Annotated in this window: 16 protein-coding genes and 1 pseudogene; 8 read left to right on the top strand and 9 right to left on the bottom strand. The window is 73.9% G+C overall.

Annotated elements, in window-relative coordinates:
• Window positions 1–245 precede the first annotated feature (245 nt).
• Window positions 246–701, bottom strand: coding sequence for a hypothetical protein (locus OG937_09155; GenBank protein ID WUD71854.1), 456 nt, complete (start codon window positions 699–701; stop codon window positions 246–248).
• Between the two features lie 49 nt (window positions 702–750).
• Here OG937_09155 and OG937_09150 point away from each other — a divergent pair, with 49 nt between their 5' ends.
• Window positions 751–942, top strand: coding sequence for a hypothetical protein (locus OG937_09150; GenBank protein WUD71853.1), 192 nt, complete (start codon window positions 751–753; stop codon window positions 940–942).
• A gap of 297 nt (window positions 943–1239) precedes the next feature.
• Here OG937_09150 and OG937_09145 read toward each other — a convergent pair whose 3' ends face one another.
• The 3 genes from OG937_09145 to OG937_09135 are packed head-to-tail and all read right to left on the bottom strand — an operon-like array spanning window position 1240 to window position 4943.
• Window positions 1240–2307 carry a maleylacetate reductase gene (locus tag OG937_09145; protein WUD71852.1) on the bottom strand — a complete coding sequence of 356 codons (1068 nt, stop codon included), beginning with the start codon at window positions 2305–2307 and terminating at the stop codon, window positions 1240–1242.
• Window positions 2304–3170, bottom strand: a complete 867-nt coding sequence (locus OG937_09140) for a 6-chlorohydroxyquinol-1,2-dioxygenase (protein ID WUD71851.1) — start codon at window positions 3168–3170, stop codon at window positions 2304–2306. The genes OG937_09145 and OG937_09140 overlap by 4 nt, the downstream gene beginning before the upstream one ends.
• A 12-nt stretch (window positions 3171–3182) precedes the next feature.
• Window positions 3183–4943: an FAD-dependent monooxygenase gene (locus OG937_09135; GenBank protein WUD71850.1), complete on the bottom strand. Its 1761-nt coding sequence runs from the start codon at window positions 4941–4943 to the stop codon at window positions 3183–3185.
• Window positions 4944–5009: 66 nt separating this feature from the next.
• Between OG937_09135 and OG937_09130 the strand changes: the two genes are divergently transcribed.
• From OG937_09130 to aroQ, 3 genes are read left to right on the top strand one after another with little or no spacing between them, the layout of a single operon-like run.
• A complete protein-coding gene (locus OG937_09130; GenBank protein ID WUD71849.1) occupies window positions 5010–6155 on the top strand; it encodes a hypothetical protein in 1146 nt (381 codons plus the stop codon).
• Window positions 6156–6215: 60 nt separating this feature from the next.
• Window positions 6216–6977: a pirin family protein gene (locus OG937_09125; GenBank protein ID WUD71848.1), complete on the top strand. Its 762-nt coding sequence runs from the start codon at window positions 6216–6218 to the stop codon at window positions 6975–6977.
• 22 nt (window positions 6978–6999) lie between these two features.
• A complete protein-coding gene (gene aroQ, locus OG937_09120; GenBank protein ID WUD71847.1) occupies window positions 7000–7467 on the top strand; it encodes a type II 3-dehydroquinate dehydratase in 468 nt (155 codons plus the stop codon).
• Between the two features lie 298 nt (window positions 7468–7765).
• Here aroQ and grpE read toward each other — a convergent pair.
• Both grpE and dnaK read right to left on the bottom strand, forming a co-directional pair.
• A pseudogene (gene grpE / locus OG937_09115) lies at window positions 7766–8173 on the bottom strand (nucleotide exchange factor GrpE).
• Window positions 8174–8202: 29 nt separating this feature from the next.
• A complete protein-coding gene (gene dnaK / locus OG937_09110) occupies window positions 8203–10071 on the bottom strand; it encodes a molecular chaperone DnaK (protein WUD71846.1) in 1869 nt (622 codons plus the stop codon).
• A gap of 142 nt (window positions 10072–10213) precedes the next feature.
• On the opposite strand from dnaK, the gene OG937_09105 reads away from it, so the two are divergent.
• The 3 genes from OG937_09105 (at window position 10214) to OG937_09095 (ending at window position 12217) form a co-directional block, all read left to right on the top strand.
• Window positions 10214–11059, top strand: a complete 846-nt coding sequence (locus tag OG937_09105) for an NUDIX hydrolase (protein WUD71845.1) — start codon at window positions 10214–10216, stop codon at window positions 11057–11059.
• A gap of 53 nt (window positions 11060–11112) precedes the next feature.
• The gene (locus OG937_09100) at window positions 11113–11643 is read left to right on the top strand and encodes an O-acetyl-ADP-ribose deacetylase (GenBank protein ID WUD71844.1); all 531 of its coding nucleotides are present in this window, start codon (window positions 11113–11115) and stop codon (window positions 11641–11643) included.
• A gap of 295 nt (window positions 11644–11938) precedes the next feature.
• Entirely contained in the window at window positions 11939–12217 is a 279-nt protein-coding gene (locus OG937_09095) for a hypothetical protein (GenBank protein WUD71843.1), read from the top strand.
• A 117-nt stretch (window positions 12218–12334) separates the two neighbouring features.
• Here the strand turns inward: OG937_09095 and OG937_09090 are convergent, their stop codons facing one another.
• From OG937_09090 to OG937_09080, 3 genes are read right to left on the bottom strand one after another with little or no spacing between them, the layout of a single operon-like run.
• On the bottom strand, window positions 12335–13870 hold the full coding sequence (locus OG937_09090) for an ATP-dependent DNA ligase (GenBank protein WUD71842.1): 1536 nt from the start codon (window positions 13868–13870) through the stop codon (window positions 12335–12337).
• 47 nt (window positions 13871–13917) lie between these two features.
• The gene (locus OG937_09085; protein WUD71841.1) at window positions 13918–15054 is read right to left on the bottom strand and encodes a site-2 protease family protein; all 1137 of its coding nucleotides are present in this window, start codon (window positions 15052–15054) and stop codon (window positions 13918–13920) included.
• Window positions 15055–15071: 17 nt separating this feature from the next.
• The gene (locus OG937_09080) at window positions 15072–16016 is read right to left on the bottom strand and encodes an AraC family transcriptional regulator (protein WUD71840.1); all 945 of its coding nucleotides are present in this window, start codon (window positions 16014–16016) and stop codon (window positions 15072–15074) included.
• A 267-nt stretch (window positions 16017–16283) separates the two neighbouring features.
• Between OG937_09080 and OG937_09075 the strand changes: the two genes are divergently transcribed.
• Window positions 16284–16934, top strand: a complete 651-nt coding sequence (locus tag OG937_09075; protein WUD71839.1) for a DUF4360 domain-containing protein — start codon at window positions 16284–16286, stop codon at window positions 16932–16934.
• The last annotated feature ends 16 nt before the right edge of the window (window positions 16935–16950 follow it).

Genomic DNA, 16950 nt, shown 5'->3' with positions numbered 1-16950 from the left:
CGCTGCCCGCTCCGGACGTACCACCGGCGCACGAGCCGCGTTGCAAGGGGACATGGACAGCAGCTCATCCTCGACCCGTGGATGCCTCCTCCAGGGCCACCCGGACCACCACCGGACCTTCGCCGAACTCACCGGCGCCTATTGGATGGATCCGCCGATCTACACGGAACTCCTCGCCGACTGGCGGGCCCACGGGCGCGCCGTCCCCGGCTCCGCGGGGCCGGACGTACCGCGCGTGGCCTCCTTCAGCGGCGGCAGTCTGCCGCAACTGCTGCCTGGAACAGGGCCAGTTCCACCACGGTAGGGGTGTGCAGGGTGCCCGTTCCGTCGGGGGGCACCAGCCACCGCAGGGCCCCCGCGGCCCGGTACGGGGGCGGGACGGCGATCCAGGCGCCCCTGCCGGCGTAGCGGATTCCGGTGCCCACCCATCTGCTGACGGGGTCCGGCGGGAGGAAGAAGCCGACCCGGCGGGAGGCCGTGTCGGCGAGGGTGGGCCCGGGCTCCGTGCGGGGGAGGCGCAGCAGGGCGTCGAGGGCCAGCAGGCCGAGGTCCTCGGGCACGCTGAGCACGTCCCAGAAGCGCCCGGCGGGCAGCAGGACGGTCCCGCTCTCGCCGTGTTCCCATTCCCGTTTGCACGCCCGCGGATCCGCCGCGGCGGCGGCCAGCCACTCCATTGCCTGTTTCGGTGCCGCATTTCTCATACGCTCAACCTTGGTAGATATTTCTAACCGGCGGAAGGGGTGGCGGGGGATGGCGTTTTGGAGCGCGAAACGCCTGTTTTCCGTACGCCTGTACGGCGTTGTGGCGCGGGCCCGCCGTGCCCTGCTCGGCGGGCCGCGGGACGGTGCCGCACTCGAACGGCTGGTGAGGACGGCGGAGCGGCTGGACTACGGCGGCGGGCCGCCCGCGGCGCCGGACCGGGAGACGCGGCGCCGGGGCTGAGGGATTCCCGCGCACCGGCGGAACGCGGGTTCCGCCGGGAATTCCGGGACTGCTGCCGGGGAATGCGCTCGGGCGCACGACCGAAAAGCGCAAAGGTGTTCGCGTGTGCAGGGGGAATGCCCCCGCCGGAATCCGCAGGGCCCGTTCGCGGACGTTCCCGTCGGACACCGTTGGGGTGCCGGTGCGGGCCCCGACGGGGCGCAGGCTCGGGCCGGTCGTGGAAGACCGCCGCCCCGCGCCCGGCCGCCCCGCGCCCGGCCGCCCCGCGACCGCACCCGCGCTCCCGGAGCCGGGCGGTCAGCCCGTCGGCGCCGCCCCCTGGTACGCCGCCGTCAGCAGCGCGCGCAGCTCGTCCGCGTCCGCCGGGCGCGGGTTGGCGTACGAGGCCGCGCCCACCAGTTCCACGACGCGGCCGATGCCGTCGGCCGGCAGACCGACCTCGGCCAGCGAGCGCGGTGCGCCGAGCCGCCCGCCCAGCTCCCACAGTGCGCGTGCCGGGTCCTCGGTCCCCAGCGCCCGGCTGAGCGCGGCCGTCGCGGCCGGGGCGGCCTGGGCGTTGAAGGCGAGGACGTACGGCAGCAGCACTGTGTGCGTCGCGGAGTGCGGCAGGTCGAAGGCGCCGCCGAGCACATGGGCCAGCTTGTGGTGCAGGCCCATCGTGGTGGCCCCGAGGCACGCCCCGCACAGCCAGGCCCCGTACAGGGCGTGACCGCGCGCGTCGAGGCCGCCCGGGTCGGCGACCACACGGGGCAGCGCGTCCGCCAGGGCGCGCACCCCTTCCTCGGCCATCAGCGACACGATCGGGGTGGCGTCGGGGGCGTACAGCGCCTCGACGGCGTGGGCGAGGGCGTTGACGCCGCTGGTGCCGGACAGCGCCGGCGGCATCGACAGGGTGAGCTCCGGGTCGTAGACGACGCTGCGCGGCAGGACGCGGCGGTCGCGGCCGGTGCGCTTGACGCCGTCCTCCGTCAGGCCCCAGACCGGGGTCATCTCGGAGCCCGAGTACGTCGTCGGCACGGCCAGCAGCGGCAGCCCGGTGCGCAGCGCGACCGCCTTGCCCAGGCCGACCGCGGAACCGCCGCCGACCGCGACCAGCCCGTCGGCGTCCAGGCCCCGCGCCACCGCGACGGCCTCGTCGGCCACCTTCACCGGCACGTGCATCACCGCGCCCGGGTGGACGCCCACGCAGACCGCCCCGAGCGACGCGGCGACGGAGCGCGCGGTGTCCTCACCGTGCCGGCCCGACAGCACCAGCACGCGGCGCAGGCCGAGCCGGCCGGTCTCCTCCGCCACGGCCGTGGTGGCGGCCCCGGCGCGGAAGACGACCCGCATCGGCAGCGCCTCGTGGACGAACTCCAGGCTCATGACCGCTGCAGCACGATGTCGAAGGTCGCCAGCCGGAAGGGGTTGGGAACCCCGTACCCGGCCGCCCGCTCCGGGTCGTCCACCTCGGCGAACTCCTGGACCAGGCTCTTCTTCACGGCGAAGACCGCGTCCGAGTCCAGGTAGGGGCTGTCCTGGACGAACACGTGCGTGGTGACCGGCTGGTGGCCGGCGGCGGCCGCGATGAAGTGGATGTGCGCGGGCCGGTACGGATGGCGCTCCGTGGCGTTCAGCAGACCGCCGACCGGGCCGTCGGTCGGGATCGGGTAGTGCGCGGGCACGACGGTGCGGAATCGGAAGCGGCCCTCCCCGTCGGCCTCGAACAGCCCGCGCCCGTTGCCCTGGGGCTGTTCGCCCGGCTGCTGGACGTCGTAGAAGCCCTGGTCGTCGGCCTGCCAGACATCCACCGTGGCGCCCGGCAGAGGTGTGCCGTCCACGGAGACCACGCGCCCGGTAACCACGCAGGGCTCACCCGAGCCGATCATGTCGATCGCGTCGCCGAACTCCCGCGCGGGGGAGTCGACCATGTGGAACGGGCCCAGCACGGTGGAGTCGGTGGCCCCCTCCCCGGCCGACTTCCGCTGGTTGATCGTCTCGACCAGCATCGACACCCCGAGCACGTCGGACAGGAGGATGAACTCCTGCCGTGTGTCGGTGCACGCCTGGCCGGTGCGGGTGAGGAAGCCGATCGCCGCCTCCCACTCCTCCATCGTCGGCTCGACGTCCCGGACGAAGTCGTGGAGGTGCCGGGTCAGACTGCCCAGGACCTCCCGCAGCCGCGGGTCGGGCGTCCGCGCGAAGCTCTCCACGACGGCCGGCGTCGCGCTCTGTTCGGTGAAGTCCATGCTCTCTCCTCGTCAGTCCCGTCCCAGGATGCGCCGCAGCGCGGAGCCGAGCACGGCCCGCGCCTCGGCGTCGTCGGCGGCCGCGTCGGCGCGCCGGAAGGCCACGTACAGGTCCGGCCGGACCAGCAGCGCGCCCGTGTCACCGATGCCGCGCACCCGCGCCCAGTCGCCGTACGGGTCCTCGTACTCCCGGCCGGGGCCGATCACCGCGGTCGCGATGTCCAGCCCCAGCTCGGCGCCCGCCGCGCGGGCCGCCGCCACCCAGGCCTCGCCGCCGATGCCGGTCAGCAGCGCGAACCGGCCCCCGCCGCCGAGGTCGAGGGTGGACAGCGTGCGGGTGCCCGCCGTCAGCCACGCGTGCGGCAGCTTGGCGCCGGGGCGGCTGCTCGGCTGGTGGTACAGCTCGGGATCGCGGTCGAAGCCCGGGTCGGCGGTGCCGTCCGGGACGACCGCGGCCGAGGCGTAGCGCTGGTTGAGCTCCACGCCGTGCGCGTTGAACTCGTACCGCTTGAAGTCGATCGCCTCGCGCAGATGTGCGCGCCGCTTCTCGCCGGCCGGGGTCGCGTCCTTGCGGGACTCCATGTTGGCGATCAGCTGCTCGGGGCTCTGCGGGGCGAGCAGGTCCAGCGCGTCGAAGACCGGGGCGGTCTCGCCGATCGACTTGTTGGCGCGGGTGACGATCTGCTTGCCGACGGGCGCCCGCTCGGCGGTGTAGGTGTCCAGCAGCGAGGGCGCGGCGGTGCCGTCCAGGACCAGCTTCAGCTTCCAGGCCAGGTTGTACGCGTCCTGGATGGAGGTGTTGGAGCCGAGCCCGTTGGACGGCGGGTGCCGGTGGGTGGCGTCGCCGGCGCAGAAGACCCGGCCGTGGGAGTACGTCTCGGCGTACATCTCGTTGACCGTCCACGCCGACGACGAGCGGATGGTCACCGGGATGTCGTCGTCGCCGACGAGCTGCCGGACCACCGACAGGGCGTACTCCTCGGTGAGGTCCGGGGGCGCGCCCTCGACGTCGTAGCCCCACACGATCAGCCACTCGTTCCACGGCCGCACGCAGCGCACCAGGCCCGCGCCGATGCCGCCCACGGTCGCGCCGGGGGTGAGCACCCAGTACAGGGTGCTGGGGCGGTGGGCGACGTACCGGGACAGGTCGGCCTCGAAGACGATGTTGACGCTGCCCGCCACGCCCATCTTGCCGCCCATGGGCAGCCCGGCGTCCTCGGCGACCTTGCTGCGTCCGCCGTCGGCGCCGATCAGGTACTTGGCGCGGATGGCGTACTCGTCGCCGCGCAGCCGGTCCTCCACCACGGCGGTCACGCCGTCGGCGTCCTGCTCGAAGGACTTGTAGACGGTGCCGTAGCGCAGCCGGGTGCCGCGTGCCACGGCCGCCTCGACCAGCACCGGCTCCATCCAGTTCTGCGGCATGTCGCACATGCGGCTCGGGCTGGCCAGGTCGTGCGCGGCCTGCACCAGCGGGTCGTTGCCCCATGAGCGCAGGCGCCCCAGTTCCTCGCCCGCGAGGCTGGTGCAGAAGACGGTGTTCCCCATCAGATGCTGGGGAGTGGCCTTGGCGACGACCTCCTGCTCGACGCCGAGGTCGCGCAGCACCTCCATGGTGCGCTGGTTGGTGATGTGGGCCCGAGGGGTGTCGGCCAGCCTGTCGTAGCGCGTGACGACGATGTTCGGCACCCCGTACGTGCTGAGCGCGAGCGCGGCGCTCGCCCCGGCCGGCCCACTGCCCACGATCAGCACGTCGGTCTCGACGGTCTCCATCAACGCGGCTCCTTGACGGATAATTGAAATGGCAACGAACCGATCGTGGATCAGAGGGAGACCGCCGGCGTGTCTCAATCCGATACATCCCCTGAAGAGCTGCTGCTCGGCGCGTACCTGCGCGAGCGGCCGAACGGCCGGGCGGTCGTCGCGGCCGACGGCAGGACGCGGATCGTGAGCGCCGAGGCCGCGCGGCGGCTGTCCGACGAGTCACTCGCGCTGCTGGAGCGCCGGGCGGGCGGCATGGTCCGCGACGGCCGGACCGAGGGGTACGAGCTGCCCCTGCCGGACGGCGGCTGGCGGGCCCGGCTCGACCCCGTCCTGGACTCCGGCGAGGTCATCGGCGCCGTCGCCGTCCTGTCCGCGGCGGCGGAGGGCTCCGGCGGGCCGCCGGCGGTCCCCGAGCCGAGGCTGCCGGGGCTCGTGGGCGCGTCACTGCCCTGGCGCGCCGCGGTGGCCCGCGCGGTGCGGCTCGGGGGCGAGCAGGGACCGCTGCTGGTGACGGGGGAGCCCGGCACCGGCAAGACGACGCTGGCCCGCGCCGTCCGGGCCGGCGACGTGGAGCTGGACGCGGCGCAGGTGACCGGTGCGGCCGCCCGTGACTGGGTGCGGCGGCTCGCCGTGCGCCCCGACCCGGGCCGGGTCCTCGTCCGCCACGTCGAGGCGCTGGACGCCGGTGCCGCGGCCGCGCTGGTGGCGCTCCTCGAACAGCGCCCCTTCCTGCGGCTGACCGCCACCCACACCCCCGGGGACCGGTCGGACCCGTGCCTGGACCGCCTGCTGGGCCGGCTGGCGGCGCGCTCGCTGTCCGTACCGCCGCTGCGCGAGCGCCCCGAGGACCTCCCGGTGCTGCTCGCCGCCCTCAGCCCGCGACCGGCTCCCGGCCACCCCCCGCTGACCTGGACCGTCGAGGCCCGGCGCACCCTGGAGCGGCACACCTGGCCGGGCAACGTCGCCGAGCTGGCGACGGTCGTCAGGACCCTCGCGGACGAGCGCCGGCTGAGCGGTCCGGTGCGCCCGGAGGAGCTGCCGGACGCCGTGCGCGGCGGCGCCGGCGGCCGCCGTCTGGGCAGCCTGGAGCGGGCCGAGCGGGACGCGATCCTGGAGGCGCTGCGCACCCACGGCGGCAACAAGGCGCGGGCGGCGAAGGCGCTGGGCATCGCGCGGGCCACGGTCTACCGCAAGCTGCGGAGCTACGGCATCCAAGGAATATAGTTCGAGATTCAACATGTTAGGTTGGGCGACAGAGACACACCCCGCAGAAGGAGATCCCCGATGGCCACCCAGCTGGATGTCCGCCGCGCCGGCCAGCGGTTCCACACCCGCGCTGGCTGGCTCGACTCGCACCACTGCTTCTCCTTCAGCCACCACTACGACCCGAAGAACACCCACTTCGGTCTGCTGCTGGTCTCCAACGACGACGTCGTCGCCCCCGGCACCGGCTTCGACACCCACCCGCACCGGGACATGGAGATCGTCACCTGGGTGCTCGACGGCGGCCTGGTCCACCAGGACTCCGAGGGCCACAACGGCGTCATCTACCCGGGCCTCGCCCAGCGGATGAGCGCGGGCACCGGCATCCTGCACAGCGAGAAGAACGACAGCTGGAAGCTGACCGGCGCGCCCGAGCACAAGGACCCCGTGCACTTCGTGCAGATGTGGGTCTTCCCCGACGAGCAGGGCATCAAGCCGGGGTACGAGCAGCTCGACATCAACGACGAACTCGCCCGCGGTGGCTGGGTCACCGTCGCCTCCGGCATGGACCGCGACCGCGAGGAGCGGGCCATCTCCATCGCCCAGAAGCACGCCGCGCTGCAGGCCGCGCGCATGACGCCGCAGCAGACCCTGGCCCTGCCCACCGCCCCCCTGGTGCACCTGTACGTCGCCAAGGGCGAGGTCGCCGTCGAGGGCGCCGGGCTGCTCGCCAAGGGCGACGCCGTGCGCGTCACCGGGGCCGAGGGCCAGCGGCTCACCGCCGGCGCCGAGGGCGCCGAGGTGCTGGTCTGGGAGATGGACGCCGCCGTCAGCTTCGGGTGATCACGTGGTAGACCTTGGGGCCATGACCCGCACCCTCGCGAGCGCGCCGATCATGGTCCTCAACGGTCCCAACCTCAACCTGCTCGGCCGGCGGCAGCCCGAGATCTACGGCTCCGAGAGCCTCGCCGACGTCGAGGCCCTGTGCGCCGCGACGGCGGCGCGGCTCGGGGGGACCGCCGACTGCCGGCAGAGCAACCACGAGGGGCAGCTGATCGACTGGATCCACGAGGCCCGCGAGCACCACGCGGGCATCGTGATCAACCCCGGCGCCTACTCCCACACCTCGGTGGCGATCCTGGACGCCCTCAACGCCTGCGACGGCCTGCCCGTGATGGAGGTCCACATCTCCAACATCCACCAGCGCGAGGCGTTCCGGCACCACAGCTACGTCTCGGCGCGGGCCGACGCCGTGATCGCGGGCTGCGGCGTCCAGGGCTACGCCTTCGCCGTCGAGCGGATCGCCGCGCTCCTGGACGCCGGCGCCCGCTGAACCACCGCCGAGCAGCGGCCGGACCGCCCCCGGACCGCCGCGCTCAGGCCTCGCCCGGCTGCCAGTCCGGCCACTCGCCGGGGTGGTCGGCCCAGTGCACCTGATCCGGGTCCGACACGTCGATGTCCGGGAAGGTCCCGCGCACCCGCAGCTCGAACTCCTCCCGCTCCAACTGCTCCCAGCCCACACCCCGGATGTGCACCCTGCGGTAACGGTGGTCGGCCCCGAGCGGGGCCACGTCGACCTTGTGGGTTGTCTCCATGCCTCCAGGGTGCACCCGGGCCGGTGCCCCCGCAGGTCCGGTGACCACCACCTCCGCGGGGCGCAGCAGGTGCGCGCCGACCCGGTAGCCGGACCGTACGACGGTGCCGCAGACGAGGCGGTCCGCGCCGTAGGCGCCCGACGAGCCGACCGCCTCGTGACGCACCGGGTCGAAGGGATCCCCGGGCTCGCCGAACGACCGCAGGCCGAGCTCCGCCAGCCGCACCTCCAGCACCTCGACCACGGCGCGGAAGCCACCGGTCACCTCGCCCAGCTCCCGCGCCCGGTCGACGGCGTCCAGCACCGGCAGCAGTCCGTGCAGCACGTTCGCGACGGCGATCTCCCGCACCGCCAGCCGGTCCCGGTGCACGCGCTTGCGGTAGTTGTCGTACTCGGCCTTGAGCCGTTGCAGGTCCGCCGTGCGTTCGACGAGCCGCGCGCGCAGCCCGCCGCCCGGAGGCGGACCGGCCCGGTTCACCCCGTGCCTCCCTCCCGCTTGTCGTCGTCGACGATCTCGGCGTCCACCACGTCCTCGTCGCCCTCCGGCGGCGCCGCGTGCGGGGCCCCGCCCTCGCCCGCCGCGGACCGTTCCGCCTGGGCCTGGGCGTACATCGCCGTGCCGATCTTCTGCGCCGAGGCGGTCAGCCGCTCGGTCGCCCGGCGGATGCCGGCGGAGTCCTCGCCCTTCAGTTGCTCCTTCAGGTCCGCCACCGCCGACTCGACCTCCGACTTCAGGTCGCCCGGGACCTTGTCGGGGTTGTCCCGCAGCAGCTTCTCGGTGGAGTAGACCAGGCTCTCCGCGTTGTTGCGGGTCTCGGCCTCCTCACGGCGCTTGTGGTCCTCCTCCGCGTACTGCTCGGCCTCGCGCATCATGCGGTCGATGTCGCTCTTCGGCAGCCCGGAGCCGCCGGTCACGGTCATCTTCTGTTCCTTGCCGGTGCCGAGGTCCTTCGCCGTCACGTGCATGATGCCGTTGGCGTCGATGTCGAAGGAGACCTCGATCTGCGGGATGCCGCGCGGGGCCGGCGGCAGACCGGTCAGCTCGAACACCCCGAGCTTCTTGTTGTACGCCGCGATCTCGCGCTCGCCCTGGTAGACCTGGATCTGCACCGACGGCTGGTTGTCCTCGGCCGTCGTGAAGATCTCCGAGCGCCTCGTGGGGATGGTCGTGTTGCGCTCGATCAGCTTGGTCATGATGCCGCCCTTGGTCTCGATGCCGAGGGACAGCGGGGTGACGTCCAGCAGCAGGACGTCCTTGACCTCGCCCTTGAGCACCCCGGCCTGGAGGCTGGCGCCGATCGCCACGACCTCGTCCGGGTTGACGCCCTTGTGCGGCTCCTTGCCGGTCAGCGACTTCACCAGCTCCGTCACCGCCGGCATCCGGGTCGAACCGCCCACCAGGATCACGTGGTCGACGTCGGCGACGTTGATCCGCGCGTCCTTGACCGCCTGGTGGAAGGGACCCTTGCAGCGCTCCAGCAGGTCCGCGGTCAGCTGCTGGAACTGGGCGCGGGTGAGCTTCTCGTCCAGGTGCAGCGGGCCCTCGGCGGAGGCCGTGATGTAGGGCAGGTTGATCGTCGTCTCGGTGGACGAGGACAGCTCGATCTTCGCCCGCTCGGCCGCCTCGCGCAGCCGCTGCAGCGCCATCTTGTCCTTGGCCAGGTCCAGCCCGTACGCGTTCTTGAAGCGCTCCACGAGGTGGTCGACGACCCGCTGGTCCCAGTCGTCGCCGCCCAGCTCCGTGTCGCCGTTGGTGGCCTTGACCTCCACCACGCCCTCGCCGATGTCCAGCAGGGAGACGTCGAAGGTGCCGCCGCCCAGGTCGAAGACGAGGATCGTCTGGTCGTTCTCCTTGTCCAGGCCGTACGCCAGGGCCGCGGCCGTGGGCTCGTTGATGATCCGCAGCACGTTCAGGCCGGCGATCTCCCCGGCCTCCTTGGTCGCGGTGCGCTGGACGTCGTCGAAGTACGCGGGCACCGTGATCACCGCGTCCGTGACGTCCTCGCCCAGGTACGCCTCCGCGTCCCGCTTCAGCTTCTGCAGCACCCGGGCCGAGATCTCCTGGGCCGTGTAGCGCTTGCCGTCGATGGTGCCGGAATCGGGGAACCGCCAGTCGGGGTCGCCCATGTGCCGCTTGGCCGAGCGGGCGGTCCGCTCCACGTTGGTCACGGCCTGGCGCTTGGCGATCTCGCCGACGAGGACCTCGCCGCCCTTGCTGAAGGCCACCACCGAAGGTGTGGTCCGTGCCCCTTCCGTGTTGGTGATGACGGTGGGCTCACCGCCCTCCAGAGCGCAGACCACCGAATTGGTGGTGCCGAGGTCAATACCGACCGGACGTGTCATGTCAGCTCGCCTCCTCCCCTCCAGGGTGCGACGAGCGGGGGCCGACCACCAGACGGCCGCCGCAACCCGCGCCGGGGAGCGCAGGGCAATGTCCCGGAATAATCGCGGGGCCCGGACAGCGGGCGCTGCTAGCGTCGGCGGGATGTCCTCACTGCATGCGGGAGTGATCCTCTTCCACGACCAACGCCTCGCCGTACACAGCGACTTGAGCCTGCCGCAGGCCCCCGTCCCGCCTCGCGGCGACCCCGCGGAGACCGCCCGCGCGGCGGCCCGCGACGGCCTCGGCGTCGACGTCAGGACGGACCTGCGGCCCTGCCTGGAGGTCCGCGCGACCGGCGGCACCCATCTGTACTACCGGGCCGCCGTGCCACTGCCGTCCGGCCCCCCGCCCACCCGGCTGCTCAGCAGGTCCGAGGCCTTGCACCTGCCGCTCGCGCCCTGGACGGTGTGGGAGGCCATCCTGCGGTCCTGGGACGGCCCGCCCTGGTGGCGGGGCCGCCTCGTACTGGAGGACCCGCTCGGCCGGCCGCCCAAGCGGACCCGGGCCGGCGCGGTGATCGTCCGCGACGGGCGCATGCTGCTGATCCGCTACCGCCACCGGCGCGGCGACTACTACGAGATCCCCGGCGGCGGGGTCGAGCCGGGGGAGACCCCCGAGGCGGCCGTCCTGCGCGAACTCGCGGAGGAGACCGGGCTGAGCGGCACCGTCGGGCAGGAGATCGCCCGGGTGAACCGGGTGCACCGCGGCTCGCACCCCGGGCACTACTTCCTCGTCGAGGCGCACGGCGAGATCGGCCCCCGCTCCTCCCTCGACCTGGAGGAGGCCGCCGCCCCCGTCTGGGTCCCCGTCGACGACCTGCGGCACCTGCCGCTGTGGCCCAAACGGCTGGGCTGGCGCATCGCGCACTGGCACCGCGAGGGCTGGCCGAAGCCCGCCGCGGAGTTCTGCGACTCACTGCTCGACCTGCGGGTGCCCTGCGACTGGTGACCCGGCGGGAACGGCCGGGCGCCCGGGCACCTCGCGGTGGCAGGATCACGGGTATGGCACGCATCACCCTCGTCCGGGGCGACATCACGCAGCAGTCCGTCGACGCCGTCGTCAACGCCGCCAACTCCTCGCTGCTCGGGGGCGGCGGCGTCGACGGCGCCATCCACCGCCGCGGCGGCCCGGAGATCCTCGAGGAGTGCCGTGCGCTGCGCGCCTCGCGGTACGGGCGCGGCCTGCCGACCGGACAGGCCGTCGCCACCACGGCCGGTCGGCTCCCGGCCCGCTGGGTGATCCACACCGTCGGCCCCGTCCACAGCACCGGCGAGGACCGCTCCGAGCTGCTCGCCTCCTGCCACCGCGAGGCGCTGCGGATCGCCGACGAGGTCGGCGCGAAGACGGTCGCCTTCCCCGCGATCTCCACCGGCGTCTACCGCTGGCCCGTCGAGGACGCCGCGCGCATCGCCGTCGCCACCGTCCAGGACACGGACACCGAGGTCGAGGAGGTCCGCTTCGTCCTCTTCGACGACGCGGCCTACGCCGCGTTCGCGGCGCGACTTCCCGGGGGAGGGCCCGGTGAGCGGTGACCTCGGCTTCCGGGAGCTTGGCGCGGAGCGGTGCCCGGCCCGATGTGCGGGTTAACCGGGGCGGAACTCTTGGTCATCGATTCCTTTGGGAAAGGTCCGGGACCGGAAGCCCTGCCTAGCATGAGGTGACCACGCACCGTACGACCTGGGGGCGGCCTGGAATGCCGTTGTCCGGCCCCGGGCCGCGGCTCTCGCGTCCGGGCGTACTCGCCGGGATCCTGGGCGCGGACCGGTCACAGGCCCGCATGGGTCCGGCCCGACCGGGGCTGCGGGCACACGAGATCCTGGAGAACACGTGCAGTTCGAGCTGACCGGACGGACCGGCTTCGGCAGCGGCGGCGACCTCGGCACCGCCCAGGCGACCCCCGACCGTACCCGGGAGGACCTGCCGGAGCCCGACCGGGAGCCGGGCCACGCCGAGGAGGCCCTCGAAGCGTCCGCCTCGGACGGCGAGCGGACCCCGCTGCCCCGGCTGAGCCGCGCCCAGCGGGAGGCGGTGGACGCAGCCCTCGACGAACTGGTGGAGCGGCTCGCCCTGGTGGCCACCCTGTGCGAAGCGAGGCGGACGGTGTGAGCCCCGCCGATCACGGCACCGGCCGCGTCGGACGGCGCGGCTTCCCGCGGCGCCACCGCCTGACGGCACGGGCGATCCCGGCCCCCCGCGATCACCCCGACCGCGCCGGGCCCCCGCTCAGGGCCGCAGGGCCAGCACCGTGTCGACGGTGTCCGCCTCGGCGGCCGTCTTGTCCTCGCGGTAGCGCAGGACGCGGGCGAAGCGGAGCGTGACGCCCGCTGGGTAGCGGGTGGAGCGCTGCAGGCCGTCGAAGGCGATCTCCACGACGAGTTCCGGGCGGACCCGGACCACCCACCCGTCGTCGCTCACGGCCAGTTCCCGCAGGCGCTCGGTCTGCCAGGCGAGCATGGCGTCGGTCAGGCCCTTGAAGGTCTTGCCCAGCATCGCGAAGGTGCCGTCGGGGCGGCGGGCGCCGAGGTGGAGGTTGGACAGCTTGCCGGTGCGGCGGCCGTGGCCCCACTCGGCGGCGAGGACCACCAGGTCGAGGGTGTGCACCGGCTTGACCTTGAGCCAGGCCGCCCCGCGCCGCCCGGCGCTGTACGGGGCGTCGAGCGCCTTGGCCACGATTCCCTCGTGGCCCCGCTCCAGCACCTGCTCCGCGAAGTCGCGGGCCGCCTGCCGGGTGGCCGGGTCGCCCGGGTCGGCGGCCACCAGTCGGCGCACCCTGCGCGGCGCGGGGGCGACCCGGGCCAGTTCCTCGTGGCGCTCGGCGGTGGACAGGTCCAGCAGGTCGCGGCCGTCGACCGACAGCAGGTCGAAGAAGACCGGTGCCAGGGGCAGCGACTCCCGGGCGGCCTCGACGTCCAGCCGCGAGCCCACCCGGGAGGAGGTCTCCTGGAAGGCGCGGGGGCGGCCGTCCTCGCCGAAGGAGATGACCTCGCCGTCGAGCACGGCCTCCGCCACGGCCAACTCCCGCGCGGCGGACACGACTTCCGGCAGCCGGCCGGTGATCTCGTCCAGCGTGCGGGTGTACACGCGCACGTCCTCGCCCTTGCGGTGCACCTGGACGCGGATGCCGTCCAGCTTCTCCTCCAGCGCGCACGGGCCCAGCCGGTCCAGGGCCTCGTCCACGTCCTTCGCGGTCTGCGCGAGCATCGGCTGCACCGGCCGCCCGACCTCCAGCCGGAACGCCGAGAGCGCCTCCGGCCCCCCGGCCAGCAGCGCCCGCGCGACGGCGCCCAGGGAACCGCCCAGCATCACCGCGCGCCGCACGTCCCCCGGGGGCGCCTCCGCCGCCACGGCGAGTGCCTCGACCGCGAGCGCGTCGAGCGCCCCTTGCCGCAGCTCCCCGCCGATCAGCCCCAGCAGGAACGCCTGTTCCTCCTCCGTGGCCGCGCCCATGAGCTCCGCCACCAGCCGCTTGCGTTCGGCCGCCGCCCCCTTGCCGGTGACCGCGGCGATCCGGTCGAGCGTCCCGTGGACCTTGTGCACCGTCAGCCGGGGCGCCGGTGCGGGCTCCCGCCGCTCCCGCAGGGTGCTCCAGCCCACCCCGGTGCGCCGCTGGGGCAGCCGCCCCGCCAGGTACGTGATCACCACGGGCGCCTCGTCGGGCTCCGCGGTACGCAGCAGCCGGGCCAGCGCCGCCACCTTCTCCGACCGGGCGGACGTGGCCGCCACCTCCCGGGACGTCCGGGCGAGCTCCGCGAGCAGCATGGCTCCATCCTGGACCGCCCGCGCCGGGCGCGCAGCCGTCGGGCGGGTCAGACGGGGGGCCGTCCGCCCGTCATGCGGCGGTGCTGGACGAGCCGGGTGACGTCGGTGCCGGTGACGATGCCGATGGGGCGGCCGCTGTCGACGACGACGATCCGGACGCCGCCGGCGCCGGGCTGGAGGCGGTCGAGCGCGTCGTTGACGAGTTCCTCCGGCGTGCCGGTGGTGGTCCGGGACAGCGGGACGGCGACGTCGCGGACCCGTACGTCGGCGCGGCGGTCCGCCGGGACCGACGTGAGCCGGCGCAGCTGCACCACCCCGCTGAGGCGGCCGTCGAAGTCGACCAGGGGCAGGGTGGAATGGCGGGCGGCCACGGCGACCTCGTCGATGAAGCGGTCCACCGGCAGCCAGTCGGGGCCGGTCACGACGGGGGCCGACATGGCGTCCGAGAGTCGTACGCCGCGCAGGGCGGCGCTGATGACCGCGCGCTGGCGCTCGGCGCCCGCGGTGAGGGCCATGAAGAGCCCGACCAGGGCGAGCCACAGGCCGCTGGGCATGCCGCGGGCGAAGGCGAGCCACCCGGCCACGACGAAGAGGAAGCCGAGGACCTGCCCACCGCGCCCGGCGACCCGGTCGGCGCGGTCGCGGTCCCCCGTCCGCCACCACAGCAGCGCCTGCAGCACGCGGCCGCCGTCCAGGGGCGCGGCGGGCAGCAGGTTGAAGACGCCGAGCAGCAGATTCGCCCAGCCCAGCCAGATCAGCAGCGCCCCCGGCACCGAGCGGTGGGCCGCCGCGTCCACGCCGATGCCCGCGCCGAGCGCGGCGCCGCCGATGACCAGGCTCGCCAGCGGGCCGCTGACCGCCACCAGGAAGGCCGCGCCCGCGGAGCCGGGCCGCCCCATGCGCGTCATGCCGCCCATGGCCCACAAGGTGACGTCCTCGACCGACAGGTGCTCGCGCCGGGCCGTCGCCGCGTGGGCGACCTCGTGCGCGAGCAGGCTCGCCATCAGCAGGACCGCGCCCACGGCCGCCGCGACGGTGTAGGCGGTCGCCGACAGGCCCGGGACCCAGGCGGGCAGGGTCTCGCGGCCGAGCCTGTAGGCGAGCAGCACGATGAGGACGGGGACGCTCCAGTGCATCCGGAGCGGAACCCCGAAGACGCGTCCCACAACGACCGAACCGTTCATGACTCCTCTCTCCAGTGTCACTCCGCCCGGGCCGCGCCGACGCGGTGCTCCTGGGGGCTCACCCCCCGCACCCGCTTGAAGGCGGCGCTCAGCGCGAAGGGGCTGCCGTAGCCGACCCGGCGGGCGACCGCCCCGAGCGTGGCGTCCGGTTCGAGCAGCAGATCGGCGGCGAGCGCCAGCCGCCACCCGGTCAGGTATGCCATCGGCGGCTCGCCCACCAGCTCGCCGAAGCGCCGGGCCAGCGCGGCCCGCGACACGCCCGCCTCGGCGGCGAGCCCCGCCACCGTCCACGGGTGGGCCGGGTTGTTCTGCAGCAGCCGCAGCGCCCGGCCCACCACGGGGTCGGCGAATGCCCGGTACCACGCGGGGGCCGCCTCGCCGCGCCGGGCGAACCACGCCCGCAGCACGGAGATCAGCAGTAGGTCCAGCAACCGGTCCAGCACCGCCTCCTGCCCCGGATCGTCCTTGACGATCTCCTCGGCCAGCAGCGGCGGCAGCGGGCTCTCCCACTCCCGTGCCGGCAGCACCAGGAGCGGGGGCAGCGCGTCCAGCAACCGCCGGCCGACGGCGCCGTCCACCTCGTAGGTGCCGACCAGCATGACGTCGGAGCCGTCGGCCCGGTTGCCCCAGGTCCGCACCCCCAGCGCCATCGCGTCGGCCAGGTCGTGGCCGTCCGCGGTGCGGCACACCGCACCGGGGAGGATCCAGGCGTGCGGCGGGGTCGAGGGGAGGTCGGCGACCGCGTACGGCACGGGGCCGCGCGCCACGGCCACGTCCCCGGGCCGCAGCCGCACCGGCGCGCCCTCCTCGGGCACGACCCACGCCCCGCCGCGTGCGACCGTCATCACGCACAGCGGCGCCCGGTCCTCGATCCGCACCGACCACGGCGGTTCCATGACCATGCGCAGCAGGAAGGCACCCCGCGCACGGGGTCCGTCGAGCAGGCCCGAGAGTGCGTCCATGTCCTCCAGCGTAGACGTCTGCGTATGGGAACGAGCCATTCGCCCATGGTCCGTCTCAGCCGGGAGATCGACCGACGTCACGCCGGGTGACTGTCCGGATCTCATGCGTCACTTCCGCGCCAGGGGCGACGGCGGTCGGCCATTCCTGTGGGAAACCTGTGGGGATTCTGTACGCGAACGGTGACGCATGGTGTCGTGTACGCGACACCGGAACGGGGTGCACGACCCGGTGTCGCGACCCCTCAACGACCTGAAGGGATTCCCCCCATGACGTTACGTGCGTTGGCCATGAGCGGTGTGGCGGCCGCCTCGCTGCTCGGCCCGCAGGCCTGGGAGCCGGGCGGCGCCACCCTGCCGCCGCCGGACCGGATCGTCATCGACGTCGCCACCGTCAACGGTTCGGGCTGTCCGGCCGGCACCGCCGCCGTGGCCGTCTCGCCGGACAACGAGGCCTTCACCGTCACGTACAGCGCCTACATCGCCCAGGTGGGCGTCGGCTCCAAGCCGACCGACTTCCGCAAGAACTGCCAGCTCAACCTGAACGTGCACGTGCCGCAGGGCTTCACCTACGCGATCGCCGCCGCCGACTACCGCGGCTTCGCGCACCTGGAGCGCGGCGCCTCCGGCGTGGAGAAGGCCAGTTACTACTTCCAGGGCTCGCCCGAGACCAACGCCATCAGCCACACCTTCCGCGGCGCGCTGGACGACAACTGGCAGACCACGGACAGCGTCGACGTCGCCGCGCTGGTCTGGGCGCCCTGCGGCGAACTGCGCAACTTCAACATCAACACCGAACTGCGGGTCAGCGCCGGCAGTTCGGACCCGTCGCGGACCACGAGCTTCATGACGATGGACTCCACGGACGGAAGCATCAGGACCACCTACCACCTGGCGTGGAAGGAGTGCCCCGGCACGTAGTCCACGGCGCCCCGCG

Origin of the sequence: Streptomyces sp. NBC_00510, from assembly GCA_036013505.1 — a bacterium.
In the GTDB taxonomy this organism is placed as follows: domain Bacteria; phylum Actinomycetota; class Actinomycetes; order Streptomycetales; family Streptomycetaceae; genus Actinacidiphila.
The sequence above is the reverse complement of the archived record's forward strand: the minus strand, read 5'-3'. Positions and strand labels throughout refer to the sequence as shown.